Annotated in this window: 20 protein-coding genes; 11 read left to right on the plus strand and 9 right to left on the minus strand. The window is 39.1% G+C overall.

Going from position 1 to position 20,011, the window contains the following annotated elements:
• Positions 1-24: 24 nt before the first annotated feature.
• From MMY79_RS03220 to MMY79_RS03230, 3 genes are all read right to left on the minus strand, one after another.
• Positions 25-1,485 carry an amino acid permease gene (locus MMY79_RS03220; protein WP_252611974.1) on the minus strand — a complete coding sequence of 487 codons (1,461 nt, stop codon included), beginning with the start codon at positions 1,483-1,485 and terminating at the stop codon, positions 25-27.
• A 21-nt stretch (positions 1,486-1,506) separates the two neighbouring features.
• Positions 1,507-2,520: a class I SAM-dependent methyltransferase gene (locus MMY79_RS03225; RefSeq protein WP_252611976.1), complete on the minus strand. Its 1,014-nt coding sequence runs from the start codon at positions 2,518-2,520 to the stop codon at positions 1,507-1,509.
• Between the two features lie 63 nt (positions 2,521-2,583).
• The gene (locus MMY79_RS03230) at positions 2,584-3,954 is read right to left on the minus strand and encodes a uracil-xanthine permease family protein (RefSeq protein ID WP_252611978.1); all 1,371 of its coding nucleotides are present in this window, start codon (positions 3,952-3,954) and stop codon (positions 2,584-2,586) included.
• Between the two features lie 170 nt (positions 3,955-4,124).
• Between MMY79_RS03230 and typA the strand changes: the two genes are divergently transcribed.
• The 3 genes from typA (at position 4,125) to MMY79_RS03245 (ending at position 7,137) form a co-directional block, all read left to right on the plus strand.
• Positions 4,125-5,954: a translational GTPase TypA gene (gene typA / locus MMY79_RS03235; protein WP_131323268.1), complete on the plus strand. Its 1,830-nt coding sequence runs from the start codon at positions 4,125-4,127 to the stop codon at positions 5,952-5,954.
• Between the two features lie 258 nt (positions 5,955-6,212).
• Positions 6,213-6,644, plus strand: coding sequence for a large conductance mechanosensitive channel protein MscL (gene mscL / locus MMY79_RS03240; protein ID WP_042897461.1), 432 nt, complete (start codon positions 6,213-6,215; stop codon positions 6,642-6,644).
• Between the two features lie 139 nt (positions 6,645-6,783).
• Complete coding sequence (locus tag MMY79_RS03245) at positions 6,784-7,137, plus strand: gamma-glutamylcyclotransferase family protein (protein WP_252611980.1); 354 nt, start codon at positions 6,784-6,786, stop codon at positions 7,135-7,137.
• A gap of 10 nt (positions 7,138-7,147) precedes the next feature.
• Here the strand turns inward: MMY79_RS03245 and MMY79_RS03250 are convergent, their stop codons facing one another.
• Positions 7,148-7,438 (minus strand): peptidylprolyl isomerase, encoded by a 291-nt coding sequence (locus MMY79_RS03250; protein ID WP_252611982.1) that lies wholly within the window; start codon positions 7,436-7,438, stop codon positions 7,148-7,150.
• Positions 7,439-7,458: 20 nt separating this feature from the next.
• Positions 7,459-8,283 (minus strand): bifunctional DNA-formamidopyrimidine glycosylase/DNA-(apurinic or apyrimidinic site) lyase, encoded by an 825-nt coding sequence (gene mutM / locus MMY79_RS03255; protein ID WP_252611984.1) that lies wholly within the window; start codon positions 8,281-8,283, stop codon positions 7,459-7,461.
• A 76-nt stretch (positions 8,284-8,359) separates the two neighbouring features.
• Here mutM and MMY79_RS03260 point away from each other — a divergent pair, with 76 nt between their 5' ends.
• The 4 genes from MMY79_RS03260 to MMY79_RS03275 all read left to right on the plus strand — a co-directional run bounded on the left by MMY79_RS03260 (position 8,360) and on the right by MMY79_RS03275 (position 13,297).
• Positions 8,360-8,926 (plus strand): DNA-3-methyladenine glycosylase, encoded by a 567-nt coding sequence (locus MMY79_RS03260; protein ID WP_252611986.1) that lies wholly within the window; start codon positions 8,360-8,362, stop codon positions 8,924-8,926.
• Positions 8,927-9,059: 133 nt separating this feature from the next.
• Positions 9,060-11,198: a TonB-dependent receptor gene (locus MMY79_RS03265; RefSeq protein WP_252611988.1), complete on the plus strand. Its 2,139-nt coding sequence runs from the start codon at positions 9,060-9,062 to the stop codon at positions 11,196-11,198.
• A 9-nt stretch (positions 11,199-11,207) separates the two neighbouring features.
• Positions 11,208-12,317, plus strand: coding sequence for an NADH:flavin oxidoreductase/NADH oxidase (locus MMY79_RS03270; protein ID WP_252611991.1), 1,110 nt, complete (start codon positions 11,208-11,210; stop codon positions 12,315-12,317).
• 56 nt (positions 12,318-12,373) lie between these two features.
• The gene (locus MMY79_RS03275) at positions 12,374-13,297 is read left to right on the plus strand and encodes an AEC family transporter (RefSeq protein ID WP_252611993.1); all 924 of its coding nucleotides are present in this window, start codon (positions 12,374-12,376) and stop codon (positions 13,295-13,297) included.
• Positions 13,298-13,328: 31 nt separating this feature from the next.
• Here the strand turns inward: MMY79_RS03275 and MMY79_RS03280 are convergent, their stop codons facing one another.
• The 3 genes from MMY79_RS03280 to MMY79_RS03290 form a co-directional block, all read right to left on the minus strand.
• Entirely contained in the window at positions 13,329-14,153 is an 825-nt protein-coding gene (locus MMY79_RS03280; protein ID WP_252611999.1) for a tetratricopeptide repeat protein, read from the minus strand.
• Positions 14,154-14,336: 183 nt separating this feature from the next.
• Entirely contained in the window at positions 14,337-15,047 is a 711-nt protein-coding gene (locus tag MMY79_RS03285; protein WP_252612000.1) for a DsbC family protein, read from the minus strand.
• 146 nt (positions 15,048-15,193) lie between these two features.
• Positions 15,194-15,916: a folate-binding Fe/S cluster repair protein gene (locus MMY79_RS03290; protein ID WP_252612001.1), complete on the minus strand. Its 723-nt coding sequence runs from the start codon at positions 15,914-15,916 to the stop codon at positions 15,194-15,196.
• Between the two features lie 211 nt (positions 15,917-16,127).
• On the opposite strand from MMY79_RS03290, the gene MMY79_RS03295 reads away from it, so the two are divergent.
• The 4 genes from MMY79_RS03295 to MMY79_RS03310 all read left to right on the plus strand — a co-directional run bounded on the left by MMY79_RS03295 (position 16,128) and on the right by MMY79_RS03310 (position 18,033).
• Positions 16,128-16,580, plus strand: a complete 453-nt coding sequence (locus tag MMY79_RS03295) for an SRPBCC family protein (RefSeq protein WP_174759921.1) — start codon at positions 16,128-16,130, stop codon at positions 16,578-16,580.
• A gap of 107 nt (positions 16,581-16,687) precedes the next feature.
• Complete coding sequence (locus MMY79_RS03300) at positions 16,688-17,044, plus strand: DUF488 family protein (RefSeq protein WP_016137145.1); 357 nt, start codon at positions 16,688-16,690, stop codon at positions 17,042-17,044.
• Between the two features lie 91 nt (positions 17,045-17,135).
• Positions 17,136-17,480, plus strand: a complete 345-nt coding sequence (locus tag MMY79_RS03305) for a zinc ribbon domain-containing protein YjdM (RefSeq protein ID WP_016137144.1) — start codon at positions 17,136-17,138, stop codon at positions 17,478-17,480.
• A gap of 211 nt (positions 17,481-17,691) precedes the next feature.
• The gene (locus tag MMY79_RS03310) at positions 17,692-18,033 is read left to right on the plus strand and encodes a YegP family protein (RefSeq protein ID WP_005309794.1); all 342 of its coding nucleotides are present in this window, start codon (positions 17,692-17,694) and stop codon (positions 18,031-18,033) included.
• A gap of 244 nt (positions 18,034-18,277) precedes the next feature.
• Here MMY79_RS03310 and MMY79_RS03315 read toward each other — a convergent pair whose 3' ends face one another.
• A complete protein-coding gene (locus MMY79_RS03315; protein WP_252612003.1) occupies positions 18,278-19,993 on the minus strand; it encodes a proline--tRNA ligase in 1,716 nt (571 codons plus the stop codon).
• Between the last annotated feature and the right edge of the window lie 18 nt (positions 19,994-20,011).

Below are 20,011 nucleotides of genomic sequence, written 5' to 3' on the forward strand. Positions count from 1 at the left end.
TTGATTTATTTTTAATTACTAATTTTAGTCTTGCTCTGGCTTCACATTCATTTGGTCGTAAGGGATTAGTTTAGTCTTATTTTTCCACTTATAACCTAACCAAATAATTAAGAATAATGGCAAGCTAATATAGGTTGAAAGTAGACCTAACCAGTCAATTTTTCCACCTAAAATGGCTTGATAATTTTGTCCCAAAATAATGATTGAACAGAGGATAAATGCAAACCAAGGGGCAAATGGGAAAAATTTGGCACGGTAAGCTAAATCTTCTAATTTATATCCTTGAGCAATATAACCTTTGCGGAAACGATAGTGCGAAATCGCAATGCCTAACCAAACAATAAAGCCGCACATACCTGACATATTAAGTAGCCAGTTAAAGACTTGTTTTTCACCGATAAAAGTCGTTAAGAAACAAAAAGCAGCGATAAATGTTGTGGCATATAGTGCATTCATTGGGACGCCACGACTATCAAGCTTTCCAAACCACTTTGGCGCACGGTTTTCCTGAGCCATTTTAAACAACATACGGGTTGAAGAATACATACCCGAGTTACCTGCTGATAAAATAGCAGTTAGAATTACGGCATTCATTAGACCAGCAGCGAAAGCAAAGCCTACTCTTTCATAGAGTAATGTAAATGGTGAAAGCGCAATATTTTCAGTGGTAGCAGCTTGTAGTAAATTTGGGTCATCGTAGGCAATTAGCGTGCCGATAATGAAAATACATAAGATATAAAATAATAAGATTCGCCAGAAAATCTGTTTGATTGCAAGTGGAATCGTTTTCTTTGGATCTTTCGATTCACCAGCAGCAACCCCAACCATTTCAGTCCCTTGGAAAGAGAATCCGGCAATCATTGCTACACCGATCATCGCCTGTAAACCACCTACAAAAGGCGCATCTTTATAAGTCCAGTTTCCAAAAGCTGCGACACCTGGATTTAGCATAATCTTAATGATCATAGCTAAACCAATAATAATAAAGGCAACGATGGCGATCACTTTGACCATTGAGAACCAGAATTCGCTTTCGCCGAACCCTTTTACTGTCATGGCATTGATTGCAAAAATTACGATAAGGAACAGGGCACTCCAGTAAAACCCTGGAATATCAGGGAACCAGAACTTCATAATAAACTGAACTGCAACAAGTTCGAATGCGACTGTGATTGCCCAGTTATACCAGTAGTTCCAGCCTAAAGCGAAGCCAAAGCCTTCTTCGACATAACGACTGCCATATGTAAAAAAAGCCCCAGAAGTCGGATTATGGGTTGCAAGTTCACCTAAACTGGTCATTAAGAAGTAAATCATAATACCAATAAGAGAATAGGCGAGTAGCGCTCCACCTGGGCCAGCATTTGCAATGGTCGATCCAGAAGCAAGGAAGAGGCCTGTACCAATGGAACCACCAATGGCGATCATATTCAGATGACGAGCCCCAAGCTTACGCTGGAGTTTTTCAGGAGCATGTGTTTCGCTCATGGAGATTCCTTACATAGTTTGTTATGCACAGGCATATAACACCTTAAAGCCTTGAAGATCAGTTTTAATCTGGCACTGACCAAAGTGCTTCTCAATTAAGATCGGATAGTTTAAAAAACGGTTTGCTACAATCCATAGCTCGCCTGATGCCTTTAAATGTTTTTTAGCGTTCTGGCAGAGTCCTTCACTTGCATCATAGTCGGTATGAATACCTTGATGGAAAGGGGGATTACTGACAATGGCATCGAGTTCTGTTGGAGCGTCTGCAATACCTATGACAGGCTGCAATCTCAACTGGTCTGAACTTATTCCATTTCGACTAAAAGTCATTTCCGTTGACCGTAAAGCGAAAGCATCAATATCTAGGGCGTGAATAATATTACTTGAATTTATTTTTGCCAAATAGCAACTGATAATTCCAGCACCACACCCGAAGTCGGCAATTCTACCTGATTTCACCTGATTAAGATAAGGGAGTAAAACAGCAGTTCCGACATCTAGATGATTTTGGCTAAAAACACCAGGAAGGGCACAAATCGTAAGTTCTTGTTCATTAACCTGAACTGTATAAGTTTTAAGCCATTTTTCTAGAGATTTAATCTGTTCTGTTTTCTCAATCTTTAAGTGCCACAATTGACAGTGACGAGCACTATCAAGTTTTAGTACTTTGCCAAAGCTTTGTAATTGTTTAGAGGCTCTTTCTACACCACCCTTTTTTTCACCCACTAAAAAAACAGATTGGTTGGTTTGAAGATGACTCATTACTACATGCAATATGTAATTCAAGAGCTCTTTAGATTTTGGAACAAAAATGATTGCTTGGTCGAATTCTTGTGAAGGAAACTCAACTGAAAAGTGCGCTTTTGTTCCACTATTAATAAATCCCTGATAGTCGGCATGATTCCATGTCCAGACTGACGCATCAGTCCCAGCGGGTAATTGACTGACTAAGGCATCATTCGGTGCATTAATTAACAAGATTCTACCTTTCAAATAGTCTTGCTGTCTTAATACCACTTCACTTCTAGGATCCATGTACATCTCTCATGAAGAAGAATGCCCAGTGGGAGCTGGGCAGTAATCAAAATTAAAAGTTAGTTATTTATGCGTTTCAGGAAGCACAACATTTAAAATTAATGCTGCTATACCACCAGTTGCCACGCCAGAGCTAAATATATTTTTAAATAATTCTGGAAGGTGCTCTAAAATCTGAGGAACTTGAGCAACACCTAAACCTAATGCAAGTGAGATGGCAATAATTAATAGTGCTCGGCGGTCAAGGTGAACTGAAGAAAGAATGTTAATGCCTGATGCAGCTACTGCACCGAACATAACCATAACAGCGCCACCTAGGACAGCTTGAGGAACTGCTTGTATAACACCAGCTACCACAGGGAATAGGCCTAATAAAATAAGTAATCCAGCAATCCAAATACCTACATAGCGGCTAGCAACCCCAGTGAGTTGAATTACACCGTTGTTTTGAGCGAAAACAGAACTAGGGAAAGTGTTAAATAGTCCAGCTAGCAAAGAGTTTGCACCATTCACTAATACGCCACCTTTGATGCGTTTCATCCATTCAGGGCCATTAACAGGTTGGTTGGAAAGTTTACTGGTTGCTGTCACATCACCAATTGCTTCTAAAGAAGTCACTAAATAAATGAATGCCATTGGGATGAATAATCCCCAAGAAAAGCTCAAACCAAAGTGCATTGGTGTTGGAATTTGTATGAGTGGCGCGTCTTTAATACCAGAAAAATCTAGATGACCCATAAATCCAGCAAGAATGTAACCACTCACTAAAGCGATTAAAATAGCTGAACTTTTAATCCAAATCACTCGAATACGATTGAGCACAATAATAATGGCAAGCACGGTACATGACATAATAAGGTTGTCTGCACTTGCAAAAGTATGATCTTGCATGGCTTGATAGCCACCACCCATACTAATTAAGCCTTCTTTAATAAGCGTTAAGCCAATTAATAAAACAACAATACCAGTCACCAAAGGAGTAATTAATCTTTTTACCCATGGAAGAATCTGAGAAACACCCATTTCAATGAAGGAGCCAGCAATTACTACACCAAATATTGCAGCCATAACTTGGTTGACTGGTGTTCCTGCGGCAACCATTGCACTACCAATCCCAATAATTGGACCAATAAAGTTAAAACTGGTGCCCTGAACAATCAGTAAACCTGCGCCAAAAGGACCCACTTTTTTACATTGTAAGAAGGTTGCAATCCCAGAAATGACCAAAGACATGGATAAAATCATGTTGGTATCTTGTTGGGATACACCTAAAGCTAAACAAATGAGCAAGCCTGGTGTCACAATTGGAACAATAATGGCAAGTAAGTGCTGAAAGGCAGCGAGGAAGGCTATGAAAGGTTTAGGACGGTCATTTAAACCATAGACCAAGTCAAGCTGGTCTTGCGAATGGGGAGATTGATTCTGAGAAAACATAACTCAAATGCTATGGGCAAGATGGCGCTATTCTAATCGAGTTACACGGCTTTACAAAACAAAATGCCGACCACTTGTGAAAAAAAATGAGCTTGTCAATAAACTGTCACTACTAAAATCTATTATTTTTCTGTATAATTTGCCCTCAAGTTTCAGGCTTATCGAATTCTATGTCAGATATCAAAAATCTCCGCAATATTGCAATTATTGCCCACGTCGACCACGGTAAAACCACACTTGTCGATAAATTACTTCAACAATCAGGTGCTCTTGGTGATCGCGCAGGTGAGATTGAGCGTGTCATGGATTCGGGCGCTATTGAAAGTGAACGTGGTATTACCATTCTTGCAAAGAACACTGCAATTAAATGGACCGATGCTCGTACGAATACAGAATACCGTATTAACATCGTCGACACCCCGGGACACGCCGACTTCGGTGGTGAAGTTGAACGTGTAATGTCGATGGTTGACTGTGTATTGTTATTGGTTGACTCTCAAGAAGGTCCAATGCCACAAACTCGCTTTGTAACTCAAAAAGCGTTTGCTCGTGGTTTAAAACCAATCGTAATTATCAACAAAGTTGACAAGCCAAGCGCGCGTCCAGACTGGGTTATTGACCAAGTATTTGACTTGTTCGACAACCTTGGCGGTTCTGACGAACAGCTAGACTTCCCAGTTGTTTATGCATCTGGCTTACGTGGTGTTGCTGGTCCTTCTCCAGAAGAATTGGCTGACGACATGACGCCATTATTCCAAACAATCGTTGACATTGTTGAACCGCCAGCAGTTGATGCTGATGGTCCATTCCAAATGCAGATCTCTTCACTTGACTATAACAGCTTCGTAGGTGTTATCGGTGTTGGTCGTATTCAACGTGGTTCAATTGGTTTAAATACACCTGTAACTGTCATTGATAAAGACGGTAAGACACGTAACGGCCGTATCTTAAAAATTATGGGTTACCACGGTCTAGAGCGTGTTGATGTTGATTCTGCTCAAGCAGGCGATATCGTATGTATTACAGGTATTGATGAACTTCATATTTCTGACACGATTTGTGATCCGAAAAATGTTGAAGCTTTACCACCATTGTCTGTAGATGAACCTACAGTAACAATGACTTTCCAAGTAAACAACTCGCCGTTTGCAGGTAAAGAAGGTAAATTCGTTACTTCACGTAACATCCGTGAACGTTTAGACCGCGAATTAATTCACAACGTAGCATTACGTGTAGAAGACACTGACAGTCCAGACCGTTTTAAAGTATCTGGTCGTGGTGAACTTCACCTTTCAGTTTTAATTGAAAACATGCGTCGCGAAGGTTTCGAAATGGGCGTATCTCGTCCACAAGTAATCTTGAAAGAAGTTGACGGTGAAAAACAAGAACCTTACGAAAACGTTACATTTGACGTTGAAGAACAGCACCAAGGTTCTGTAATGGAACAAATGGGTAGCCGTAAAGGTGAAATGACCAATATGGAAGTTGACGGTAAAGGCCGTATCCGTATTGAAGCAACTGTACCTTCACGTGGCTTAATTGGTTTCCGTTCAGAATTCTTGACTATGACTTCTGGTACAGGAATCATGACTTCAAGCTTCTCTCACTACGGTCCGATGAAACAAGGTACTGTTGCGAAGCGTCAAAACGGTGTGTTGATTTCTATGGTTCAAGGTACTTGCCTTGGCTATGCATTGTTCAGCTTGCAAGACCGTGGTCGTCTATTCGCTAAACCACAGTTAGAAGTTTACGAAGGTATGATCGTAGGGATTAACTCACGTTCAGACGATATGGTGGTTAACCCAACTAAAGCTAAACAGTTAACTAACGTACGTGCTTCTGGTACTGACGATGCGTTGACTCTTGTTCCTGCTGTTGAATACACGCTTGAACAAGCGCTTGAGTTCATTGAAGATGATGAATTAGTTGAAGTAACACCTAAGTCAATCCGTATCCGTAAGCGCTGGTTGACTGAAAACGAACGTAAGCGTAACAAATAAGTTATTCTTATTTTCGGATGATAAAAACCGCTGATTTCGATCAGCGGTTTTTTTAATCGTTATATTTAAAATTAAACTAAGCTTAAAATCATATTTTTCTTATCAGAGAATATGTTGTTAAAGTGTGAGATAGTTTTCTTTTTTTTGATAAAAATATTAAATTATCAAGATCATGGCGAGTACTATCTAAATCGATAAGATGCCAATGAAAAAGAAAAATATGACGTGTTTCGACCCCCGACATCTGGAGATGTTTAGATGAGTATTATTCAAGAATTTAAAGAATTTGCCATTAAAGGCAATATGATGGATTTAGCCATTGGTGTGATTATTGGTGGTGCTTTTGGCAAAATCGTAGACTCTTTAGTAAAAGATATTATTATGCCGCTCATTAGTGTAATTACTGGTGGTGGCGTTGATTTTTCGCAGAAATTTATTGTTCTAGGAGCAAACCCAACCAATCTGCAATCTTTAGATGCTTTGCAAAAAGCAGGTATCAATGTTCTAACCTATGGTAATTTCCTCACCATTTTAATTAACTTCCTAATTTTGGCTTGGGTCGTTTTCTTAATGGTGAAATTATTAAATAGACTTCGCCGTGATAAGAATGAGCCAGAAGCTCCAGCTGCAACTCCTGAAGATATTCAGTTATTGCGTGAAATTCGTGATGAGTTGAAAAAGCAAGCTTAACAATATTCTGAAGTAATAAAAACGGTACTCAAGGTGCCGTTTTTTATGACTAATTATTTTATGTTGGGCTAAGGATGTTGATAAAATTATAAAGTTACCGATAAGCTCAGCTATGCATATGTAAAAGGGATGTAAATAAATGAATCAGCTTTTTGTATATGGAACCTTATGCCCAAATAAAGCAAATGCTCATATATTAGAGCAGATTGGTGGTCACTGGGCAAAAGCCAGTGTGCGAGGCGTGATTCACATTTTAGATTGGGGACCAGATAAAGGCTTAAAAGCGCTAGAGTTAGATTTGCAAGCAAACTGGGTAGAGGGTTATCTATTTAACACAGAAAAGTTGGCTGAAAACTGGCAGATGCTTGATGATTTTGAAGGTTTTCAATACCAGCGTGTCATCGCAGATGTGAAGCTTGAGTCAGGAGAAATGGTTAAGGCTTGGACATATCAACTGAATGCACAGACTCAAGCCTCTGAAAAAAATAATTAAATGAATGGAATCAACGTAAGCTGCCCATTCTGAATTTAACTTCTAAAAGATGATAACCAAACTGGCTTTTGATTGGGCCTTGTAACACACGTTCAGCAGCAGTAAATACTACTTTATCGATGACAGGAACCAGTTGGCCTTTTTTGACTTCGCCTAGTTCTCCACCGCGTTTTGCGGAATTACAGGTAGAATATTGTTTGGCAATTTTTGCGAAGTCACCGCCATTTTGTAGTTTCTTTTTTAACTGTTCTGCCAAGTCTTTATCTTTGACTAAAATATGACGGACAATTGCTGTTTGCATGTTGTCTTTCTCCAAAAAAATTAAGGCTTTCTCAGCTTTTTAAGCGGTTGGCATTGTGGGCAAAATACGCTGGCGCGTTGACCAAGTTTTAAGTTTTCCAAAGTGGTTTCACAGTTAACGCACATTTCTCCAGCACGACCATAGGCGAGAAGTGTTTGCTGAAAATAACCATTTTCTCCCATGGCATTGCTGTAGTCTCGTAAAGTTGAACCACCTAAATCAATCGCCGATTTTAAAATTCGTTTAATTTCGATAACCAGTTTCTCGATCTGCTGAAAACTTAGGTCCCCAGCTGGCTGAGCAGGATGAACTCCGATATTAAATAAACTTTCAGTTGCATAGATATTGCCAACACCCACCACAACATGATTATCCATAATTGCAATTTTTGTGCCGACAGATTTATTTTTAAGTTTTGAAGCTAAATACTCTGCATTAAAGTCGGTACTTAAAGGTTCTGGCCCTAAAGTATCAATTAACTTTCCTTGTGTTTCGGAATTTAGCCAGAGAATACAGCCAAAGCGACGCGGGTCATGGTAGCGTAATTCATGTTCTTCAAAGTGAATGATGAAGTGATCATGTTTTCTCAGCTCATCATTTGGTTGACACAAGCGGAAGCTTCCTGACATTCCTAAATGCCAGAGCATTTGATCTTGTTCAAACTCTGCCAAGATATATTTAGAACGACGGTTTAGCCCAATAAGACGTTGCCCAACAAGCTTTTGAACATCATTTGGTATTGCCCAGCGTAAGCTTGGGTTACGTACTTCAACACTTAGAACTTTCTGATTCAATAGGGGAAATAAACTGGTTTTGGTTGTTTCGACTTCGGGTAACTCAGGCATCGCCAACTCGCAGAATTAACAGATATACTGGATTAATCAAGTATAACGTGTGATATGTAATATTTAAGAGATTACTATGTCAGATATTTTACCATTAAGCTGGTTTCAACGTGAAACCTCAGAAGTGGCTTATGACTTAATTGGATGTGTGTTGTGTAAGCGACAACCTGATGGACAAGTCATTCGGTGTACGATTACCGAAACTGAAGCTTATTTGGGTGTTCGGGATAAAGCTTGCCATAGCTACAATGATAAACGTACTGCTCGAACAGATGTAATGTATGGCACTGGAGGCACGATTTACGTCTATTTAATTTATGGCATGTATGAAATGCTCAATCTCATTACTCAGACAGAAGGCATCCCTGAAGGGGTGATGATTCGTTCTGCATTTTTAAATAATGCTTCAACCAAAAAAGAATATAAGCTTTTAGCTGGACCTGGCAAACTGACACGCTATTTAGGTATTGATCGGACTTTAAAAGGTCAAACATTAGGTGAAAAATCTGGGCTATGGATTGAAGCAACTTCAACACAGCCGGAAGTGGTCATGACGCCACGTATTGGAATTGACTATGCCGAAGAAGCAAAAGACTGGCCGGAACGATATTGCTGGAAAGACCATCCGTCTTTAAGCCGTTAATTCAAATTTGGAAATCAATTTTTAAATATTGAAAAGACTGTTCCAGATTTACAACAATGCAGATCGAATTCAATATCCAGACATGACACAGCTTTTTGTTATCATAACTACAATATAAATAAAGGAAATAAGCATGTCCTTATTACGCTTAGACCGACTTCACTACTGTATTTTAATGAGTATGGGCTGCATTTCTAGCCCATTTGTTTGGGCAGATGACTCAGCTCAAGACATTGCTATATTGCCAACTTTACATGTTGAGGTAACCCGTACCGATACAACCTATTTGCAAACACCAGCTTCGGTTTTTCGAATAGATGCACCTCAAGTCGATACTTCTTCACAAGTAAATTTAACCGAAGTTGTGAAGGGTATACCGAGTTTACAGCTTCGCAATCGTGAAAATTATGCACAAGATTTACAGTTATCTATGCGTGGTTTTGGTGCACGTTCAACATTTGGTGTTCGAGGCATTCGCCTGTATGTGGATGGTATTCCTGCAACAATGCCAGATGGGCAAGGTCAAACGTCTAATATCGATTTAAGTAGTCTGGACCATGTTGAAGTTCTAACGGGACCTTTTTCATCGCTATATGGAAACTCATCGGGCGGTACAATTTTAACTTCTACTAAAGAAGGTCAAGGGAAAGACTCAATTGAGCTAAGCTATTCGGGAGGCAGCCACGATAAAAGTCGAGCTGGACTTGTGCTACAAGGTGGGGCAAAGGGTGCGAATGAACCAAGCTATGTTATTAGTTCATCATACTTCGACACTGATGGTTACCGAGAACATAGTGGTGCAGAAAAAGTATTAAACAATGCAAAGCTCAGTTGGAATCTTGATGATGGTAGTAAAATCAACTGGGTCACCAACTATGTCAAAATCCATGCAGATGACCCACAGGGTTTAACGCATGACCAGTGGAATGCTAATCCAAAGCAACAAGTTCCATTTTTAAAACAATTTAATGTCCGTAAAGATATTGAACAAACTCAAACGGGCGTGACTTGGTCTAAACCGATTAATGATAAAAATGAACTATATGCCATGGCATACTTAGGTAATCGTCAAGTTACTCAATATCAATCTATTCCTAAATCAACACAAGATGCAAGTATCAATCAGGCCGGTGGGGTCATTGATTTTGAACGTGATTATTATGGTGCTGATTTACGTTGGACAGGCAAAGAGTTACTTCCAAATACCACTCTAAGTGTCGGTGTTGCACTTGATGCGATGGATGAAGACCGGAAAGGTTTTGAAAACTTTAATTTAGTAAACGGACAGCCTTCTTATGGCGTCAAAGGTAATTTGCGTCGTGATGAAGACAATACTTTGTGGAATATCGACCCCTATTTACAAGTTTCATGGCAGTTCTTACCAACTTGGCGTTTAGACACGGGTGTACGCTATAGCAATGTCCATTACAAATCTAAAGATAACTATTTAAGTAATGGTGACGATAGTGGTAAGACTGATTACAGTAAAGTTTTGCCTTCTGCTGCTTTAAGCTGGCAAATTTTACCTGAACTGATGGCCTATGTGAGTTATGCGAAAGGATTTGAAACGCCAACTTTTACTGAAATGGCATATCGTCCAGACGGAGAAAGTGGTTTTAATTTTGATTTAACAGCATCAACAAGCGATACCTATGAAACAGGCTTAAAATCACAAAACCAATTAGGTGATTTTACTTTGGCAGTTTTTCAAACTAAAACCAAAGATGACATCGTTTCCGCAGGCAATTCAAATGGCCGATCAACGTTCCGTAATGCAGATAAAACTTTACGTGAAGGTGTAGAGTTTGCATGGAATAAAAAGTTGTGGCGAGATTTAACTGCGACTGCAAGTTATACATATTTAGATGCAACTTTTGATGCTGATATTCCAGCATTAGGAAGTATTGCTCAAATTCCATCAGGAAATGCTATTCCAGGTATTGCTAAAAACCAAGCTTATGCGTCTTTGACTTGGCAGCCATCGCACGGTCTATATGGCGGGGTAGATGTACAGTATATGGATAAAGTATACGTGAATGATACTAACAGTGACGCAGCGCCAAGCTACAGTGTAACCTCAGCTCATGTTGGTTATGCATGGGTAATGGGCGACTGGAAAGTGAATAGCTTTGCCCGTGTTGATAACTTATTTGATAAAAACTATGCAGGTTCAGTGATCGTAAATGATTCAACTCAACCAGTTGGACGCTACTTTGAACCAGCAGATGGACGTAACTGGAGTGCTGGTTTACGTGTAATTAAGCAATTCTAGGAATTAAAAATGGCAAAATTATTTGAAACGGTTAACTTTGGTTCATTACAACTGGTCAATAGAATTGTAATTGCTCCGATGTGCCAATATTCGGCAACAGATGATGGTGAAATTACCTATTGGCATGAACAGCAATGGGCAAACTATGCATTGTCTGGTGCAGGACTTTGTATTGTAGAAGCGACTGCCGTACAGGCTGAAGGGCGTATTAGTTATGCTGATCTTGGCCTTTGGAATGACCAGCAACGTGACCAGATAAAAACTTTATTGGGGAAAGTTAAAACACTTTCTCCTATGCCATTTGGAATTCAGTTAGCACATGCTGGTCGTAAAGCATCGACTGAAAAGCCGTGGTTGGGTAAAGGTCAAATTGCAAAAAATCAGCCTCATGGTTGGCAAACGGTTGCCCCAAGTACAAGTACTTTTTCGGTTCATGATGCAGCGCCACATGCATTAACAATAGATGAAATTAAACAAGTTCAACAAGACTTTGCTGCTGCGGCAAAACGTGCAGTAGAAGCTGGGTTTGAGTTGATTGAAGTTCATGCTGCGCATGGTTACTTACTGCACCAGTTTTTATCGCCAATTGCCAATCAACGCACAGACGAATATGGTGGTTCTTTAGAAAACCGTATGCGTATGACTCTTGAGGTTCTTCAGGCAATTAAATTGGCTGTACCTGAAGGTTATCCAGTTGGTGTTAGACTATCTGCGACCGATTGGTTAGAGAGTATCGAGCACTGGGATGTTGAATCTACGGTTGGCTTATCAAAAGCTTTAGAGCAGTTGGGTGCAGCCTACGTGCATGTGTCTAGTGGTGGTTTGCACGAGCATCAATCTATTACGATTGGGGCAGGTTACCAAGTTCCATTTGCTGAACAAGTCAAAAAGCATGTGTCTATTCCAGTCATTGCTGTAGGACTAATTACTGAGCCAGAACACGCCGAACAGATTTTGGAGAACCAGCAAGCTGATGCTATTGGTCTTGCTCGTGCAATGTTATATGACCCAAGATGGCCTTGGCATGCAGCCGCTGCTTTAGGGGCAGAAGTTAAAATTACGCCTCAGTATTTACGTTGCCAACCTCATGGATTAAAGCAACTTTTTAACTCTTTTTAATTGTGTTGGGCAAAGTCATCTTTGCCCATTTTCCTTTTGTTAAGTGAGGACGTTCAGTGGTTTTTCAGGTTATTTTACCTATCTTGATATTGCTATTGATGGGCTATGTTTGTGTCCTCATTAAATTGGTAACACCTGAACAGATCCGGGCACTTAGCGCATTTGTAATTAAAATTTCCTTACCGGCTTTTTTAATCCACTCATTGGCAAATAAAAACTTGCAAGATATTTGGCACCCAGCTTATTTTCTTGCTTATGGTGGTGGATCCTTAATTTTATTTTTCTTGGCTTTTATTCTTTATCGAAAATATTTTAAAAATAGTTTAACCCATAGCGCCGTCATCTCGATGGGTGCATCTATGTCCAATACTGGATTTATGGGAACAGCTATTTTAACTATGTTGATAGGTAATCACGCAGCGATCTATATTTCTTTGACACTCATCATTGAGAATTTATTGATTGTGGCGCTGATGCTCATTCTGGCCGAAGCTGGCTTACACCAACAGCAGAAAGTATTACCACTTTTAAAACAGACTTTTTTAAATTTACTTAAAAATCCTGTCATTATCGCGATTTTGATTGGGATGGGATGTATTCTTTTCGATGTTAATCTTCCTACAACGCTTGATCAGTCTCTAGAGTTACTTGGACGCACAGCTTCGCCCTTGGCTTTGTTTGCAATTGGCGGGAGTTTAGTGGGTATTGGAATAACAACAGTAAATACAGAAAGTATTTTGTTGGCGATATTTAAAGTTATCTTGATGCCATCGGTTATTTTTGCACTTTTTTTGATAACTCCAGATGTAAGTCGTGAGATGCTTTACGCAGGAACATTAATTGCCGCTTTACCAATGCCGATCGCTTTCGGAATTTTTGGACAGGCTTATGGATTAAATGAAAAAGCATTAACGCCGCTTATGATTAGTACAGTTGTTGGTTTCATTGGGGTGAGTGGGCTTATTGCTTTGTGGTGGTAAAAGAAAAGCCCCATAAGGGGCTAATCATCCATTATTTTTTCGGTGCCGCCTGTGCCGGAGCATTTGCAGTCTGTTTACTTTTTTCTGCAATAATCTTATCAACCGAGGCTAAAGACTCTTTAGCATTCGGAACATTTTGATTGGCAAGTTCAGTAAAGATCTTTTTGGCCTCAGGTAAATTTTGCGGAATGATATTGCCATTCGCCATCATAGTCGCTAAAGCCATAGACGCAGGAGCGTAGCCTTTTTGAGCGATTGACTGTAAAGCTTCGATGCCTTGGCGTTTCATTAACGGATTTTTATTTTCCACACCTTGGCTAATATCATAGAGGGCTTTCACCTGAGTAGCAGGGTAGTTACCCTTTCTAATTAAAGGCGCCAACTTTTGAAGGGCAATTTGATGTGACTGCGGTTTTTTCTGAGCGAATAAAATCGTCGCAATTTTCACAGTTGCATCATCAGAACCTTGAGCCGATGCCTTTTGAATAAATTGACTGAATTTGTTGCTATCTTTGGCAACCCCTAATTCACCAGTCTCATAAATTTGTGCAAGCGTGTAACTCGCTTGGGCATAACCCTTATTTGAAGCATCTTCATAATATTTGAGGGCTTTAGAAGAGTCTTTTGCTGTTCCTTGCCCCGTTTGGGTCATATAACCTAGGTTATAAATCGCTTGAGCATTGCCTGTTTGGGCTAAGCGCTGCATTTCCTGAAAGGCAGCAGGGTAATTTTTTGCTGCGTAGAGTTGTTCGGCTTGTTTAAACGCATCTGTTTTAGTAGCAGCTGAGGTGCTATCCGCTGCAAAAATTGATGCACTTGAAAGTGTGATTAGGCTTGCGATTAGTAATTTCTTCATTTCTTTTTAACCTTTTACTTCGTAGCTACATCATTCCGTTGATGCATTAAATAGTTTCAATTTCTCATCATAAATATTGATTGCTGAAAGTAAACAGCCGATTTGTATATAAAGCGCTGCACTTTGGGCAAATTGTGGAGAAAAAGACCCACTCACATTCATACAACGGAGTGGGTAATATTATTATTTTACTGACTGAAGTAATGCTTCAATTTGCTTGGCATCACTTGGTACGCCAGAAATTCTTTGACCATCTTGCAAGAACAGGGTAGGTGTTCCATCAATATTTAATTTTTGACCTAAAGCGATATTTTTCTGAATTGGGCTTGAACAGTTTTTGCTGGTCGTAGGTAACTTACGGTTAAGCATATAGTTCGTCCAAGCTTCTCCTGGGTTTTTTGAGCACCAGATTTGATTAGATACTTTTTCGGCGTTTGGATGCAAACTGGTCAGAGGGTAAAGGAAAACATATACCGTTACGTTATCAACCCCAACCATATTTTGTTCTAGGTGTTGGCAATATGGGCAATCAGGATCACTAAAGATATAGATCGTACGTTCGCCTTTTCCTTTTACGTACTTAATTGCTTGATTGAGCGGTAAGCTTTTAACATCAATTTTACCTAATTCGGCAATACGTTCTTCAGTCATATTTTTTTGTTGTTTGATATCGACTAAATTACCAACAAAAAAGTACTTAGCATCTTGGTTGGTATAGACAATGCGACCACTTGTATACACTTCATAAATGCCTTGAACTGGCGACTGATAAACACCTTTTACAGGTAAATCGGGATAATTCGTCTTAAGATTTTGTTCAAGTGCTTTAACGTCAGCATGAGCAGAACCGAAAATAGCCAAACTCAACATGAGTGTAGCAAGTTTAGTTTTCATCTTTTTTCTCTTTAATTTCAACAGGGTTAATGATGGCATATAAAACTTAAAAAATTGATATTCTAATCTAATGAATTCATTAGTGTTTTGTATCTATAAAAAAGCCCACTAACTTGGAAGTGGGCAGTTTAAACTAATAAAAATTATTATTGTGGTCTTGCAACATCACCACTTAAAGCTTCAGGTAACTCAAGAACTTGAAGCCCTAACTCTTGTAGAGCAGCAGGTTTTGCAACGACTAAAGCAAGATAGCCTTTATCATTTGCAATACTATTAACTATTTCAACATCGTTATTTAATTGAGTTGCTGAAGCAGGTGCTTCACCTGTACCTTGAACCAGATGTAACCAATGTTTTGGTTTTGCTTTAAACCAAAGACGCGCCACAATTTCCTGACCTAGGTAACAACCTTTATCGTAATTGACGCCTTCACGTTGATGTAAACGTAATTCTTGTGGTTGGAATACATGTTCAGTAGCCTGAGTAATCCACGCTTGACCAGTCATAATGGCTTGTTTTTGCCATTCAGAAATATCAGTTTCTTGTGCAGAGAATTCAGTCTGATGACCTGAAATCGTTGGAAAAGCAGGGCCTTGCTCACTCAAGGTCATTTTCGAAAAAGCACCAAATTTTTTAACATGTTTGGCAAACTCTTCTGCTTGATCTTGAGTAACTACAATTTCAAAACTTTCAGGATTAATCTTCTTTAGCCACAAGCCAAAGTGAATACGACCTTTAAGATCACAAATGGCTGTATAGCGAGTTTCATTTTCAGCTAAACGTTCAGTATCTACAGTAACTTGGCCTTGTAAAAACTTTTGTGCATCTACACCGTTTAAAGCATATGAGGAGAAAGCGAGCAGACTCATGATTAATCTCAAATTCAATATGTTTCTTTATGATTGCTGACTATTTTGCTCCATTTTTACTAAAAAATCAGCCATAGTTTTCGTAATTTGATTAGGCCCGAAGAAAGTATTTTGTTTGAAAAACACCAAAAATATACGTTTGGATAAATCTGAAGGTTTAAGCTAATAAGCATAATTTCGATAATTTAAAAGAAATTAAAATAAGGAGAATATGATGGCAACAGGAACAGTGAAATTTCATCGCGTGTTTAAGGCTCCAGCCGAGCGAGTTTACCGTGCATTTTTAGATCCAGATGCTTTAGTAAAGTGGCTGCCGCCGCACGGCTTTACTGCCAAGGTCCATAGTTTTGATGCAAATGTTGGTGGCTCATATAAAATGAGTTTTACCAATTTTTCGACAGGTTCAACACACGCTTTTGGTGGAACATATGTTGAATTAGTTCCAAATGAATTAATTCGCTATAACGATCAATTTGATGATCCAAATTTACCGGGCACGATGCAAGTCACTATTACATTGAAAACTGTAATGGTGGGTACTGAAGTACACATCACGCAAGAAGGTATACCAGAAGTTATTCCCGAAGAGGCGTGCTATTTAGGATGGCAAGAATCTTTATCTTTACTGACTTTGTTAATCGAAGCGGATATCCCTGATCAGTAAATCCTCTAAAATTTTAATGAAATCTTTAAAAGGTGAGTGGAGCTAAATCTGCTCACTTTTCTTTTATAAGATCTATCTAAAATATAAACCTTACCCTGAGAAAGATTATGGATATACACATTAAAAGAATTTATGAAAATGCTGACCCTAGTGATGGGAAGCGAATTTTGGTTGACCGCCTATGGAGTAGGGGGATTAGTAAGGAAAATGCCCATTTAGATTTGTGGCTAAAAGAAGTAGCGCCTTCAACTGAACTGCGCAAGTGGTTCCATGCAGCAACGCCAGATCATTGGGAAGAGTTCAAGCAGCGTTATTTAAAAGAGCTTGAAACCAACTCCGCAGTTGAAGAGCTACAACACATCGCAGCAGAACATACAGTTACGCTTTTATACTCAGCAAAAGATGTTGAGAATAACCATGCAATTATTTTGAAAGAATATTTATTAAGTAAAAACTCAAAATGAATGTATAAATTTTTTTTTGGTAAAAGTCTTTTATTTAAAACTTTAAAAAATGAGTCATATCTCGCATAATATACTTTTTGAGATTTTTTTCATGTCTTTGCCAAACTGCCCAAAATGCCAATCAGAATATACTTACCAAGATGGCGACTTATTGATTTGTCCTGAATGCTCAAATGAGTGGAAAGAAGGGGATGCATCGCTTACTGAAGAACAAGAAATTATTAAAGATGCTAATGGAAATGTATTAGCTGATGGCGACAGTGTAACTGTCATTAAAGACTTAAAAATTAAAGGTTCATCTTCGGTCGTAAAAGTAGGTACGAAAGTAAAAACAATTCGTTTAGTTCCAGATGCTAGTGATGGCCACAATATCGATTGCAAAATTGATGGTATTGGTCAGATGAAGTTAAAATCTGAATTTGTAAAAAAAGCTTAAATTGTTAATTTTCATTACATTTCAGTAGAGATATACACTTATATATCTACTTTTTAATTTTCTAACATCATTATAATTTTATTACGAAAAAGTATAAAAAATGGGCTATTCAAAGAATGATAGCCCATTTATATTGTCATAAATAACAAATAACTTTCGTCCAGAATAATAACGAAAGTCATACCCACACCAACAAAAAAATGAGGTTTTTATGGCAGGATGGTACGAAATTTCACTAGCGAGTGATGGACAATACCGCTTTATTTTAAAGGCAGGAAATGGTGAACCTATTCTAAATAGTGAGCTATATAAGGCTAAAGCTTCTGCGGTAAATGGTATTGAATCAATTCAGAAAAATAGTGGTGATGACGCACGATATGAGCGTTTAACTGCAAAGAATGGGAAACCTTATTTCAATTTAAAAGCTGCAAATCATCAAATTATTGGCACAAGTCAATTCTATGCGAGCGAAGCTTCACGCGATAAAGGAATTGAGTCTGTTAAAACCAATGGTTCATCGACAACTATTAAAGACTTAACGGTTCAGGCATAGATTTTTATGGTGATTTAAAAACTGTTTCTTTTAAGGGGCAGTTTTTTATTTGAACAGAATAGTACGAAATTTACTATTGTGATAGTGGCAGGGATGCCGCTTGTATGGCTGCGGTAGCATGGACGTACCGTCAGTCATACAAATGGTTTTGTTACTTTTGCCGAAACAAAAGTAAGTTATTACCGATACCGATATAAATAACATTTGCATGCCACTACCATTTGAGGCAATGACATGTATTTAATTAACGTACTAACTTAGCTAAAAGTTCTTCTTTGGTTAAATTGCTCGCTTCAGCATCGCGACGGCCTTTATATTCAAAAGTACCAGCATCAAGACCTTTTTCACCAATCACAATACGGTGTGGAATACCCATCAACTCAAGATCAGAGAACTTAACGCCTGGACGTTCGTTACGATCATCAAGCAACACATCAAAACCTTGAGCTTGAAGTTCTGCATAAAGTGATTCTGCTGCTTCAAGAGTGCGTGGTGATTTGTGTGCATTCATTGGAACAATTGCAATTTCAAAAGGTGCAATAGCTTGTGGCCACATAATACCTTTGTCATCGTAGTTTTGTTCAATTGCAGCTGCAACAACACGTGTTACGCCAATACCGTAGCATCCCATGGTTACTGTAAATGGTTTGCCATCTTCACCTAGAACTTTACAGCCTAACGCTTCAGAGTATTTAGTACCAAGCTGGAAAATATGACCTACTTCAATACCGCGTTTAATTTGTAGTGTGCCTTTACCATCTGGAGATGGGTCACCTTCAACTACATTACGTAAATCAAAAACTTCGGTAATTTGCGCATCACGTTCCCAGTTTACGCCAACAGCATGTTTATCAGCTTCATTTGCACCAGCAACGAAGTCTGAAAGAACAGATGCAGCACGGTCAACAATTACGGTTAAGCCTTTTTCAACTAAACCTTGTGGACCTGTAAAGCCAGCAGTTAAACCAAATGCTTGAAGTTGTTCTTCAGTTGCAAAAGTAAGAGGGGCAGCCACTAAAGGATGCTTCTCAGCTTTAATTTCATTAAGTTCATGGTCGCCACGTACAAATAAAGCAACAACAGGAACATTACCTTTTTCGTCAGCAACACCTTGAACCAATAATGCTTTAACAGATTGCTTAGGGTCAGCATTTAAGAACTGACATACATCATCAATCGTTTTTTGGTTTGGTGTCTCAACCAATTTAAGTTCTTGCGTAGGTGCCGCACGTTCACCAACTAGAACAGCCTCAGCCATTTCAACGTTAGCTGCATAATCAGATTCAGTTGAAAATGCGATGTCATCTTCACCACTAGCAGCCAATACGTGGAACTCGTGTGAAGCTGAACCACCAATAGAACCTGTGTCGGCTTGTACTGGACGGAAATCTAAACCTAAGCGAGTGAAAATACGGCTATAGGTATCGTACATTACGTCATAAGTTTCTTGTAATGACTCTTGAGTTGCATGGAAAGAATAAGCATCTTTCATGATGAACTCGCGTGAACGCATTACACCAAAACGTGGACGAATTTCATCACGGAATTTGGTTTGAATTTGATAGAAGTTTACCGGAAGTTGCTTATAACTTTTTAATTCGTTACGCGCCATATCTGTAATAACTTCTTCATGCGTTGGCCCAAGTACGAATGGGTTCGTATGACGATCTTTAAAGCGTAATAATTCAGGACCATATTGTTCATATCGACCCGATTCTTCCCAAAGACTTGCGGGTTGAGTCACGGGCATGAATACTTCCATTGCGCCTGAGCGGTTCATTTCTTCACGAACAATCGCATCTACTTTTTTAAGCACACGTGTTCCCATCGGCAGCCATGTATATAAACCAGATGCCAATTTACGAATCATCCCCGCACGTAACATGAGCTGGTGTGAAATCACTTCAGCATCATTTGGGGTTTCTCTCAACGTTGCAAATAAAAAGCGGCTTGCGCGCATGGAAAAAGTCCTAAAAGT

The organism is Acinetobacter sp. XS-4, from assembly GCF_023920705.1.
GTDB lineage: Bacteria > Pseudomonadota > Gammaproteobacteria > Pseudomonadales > Moraxellaceae > Acinetobacter.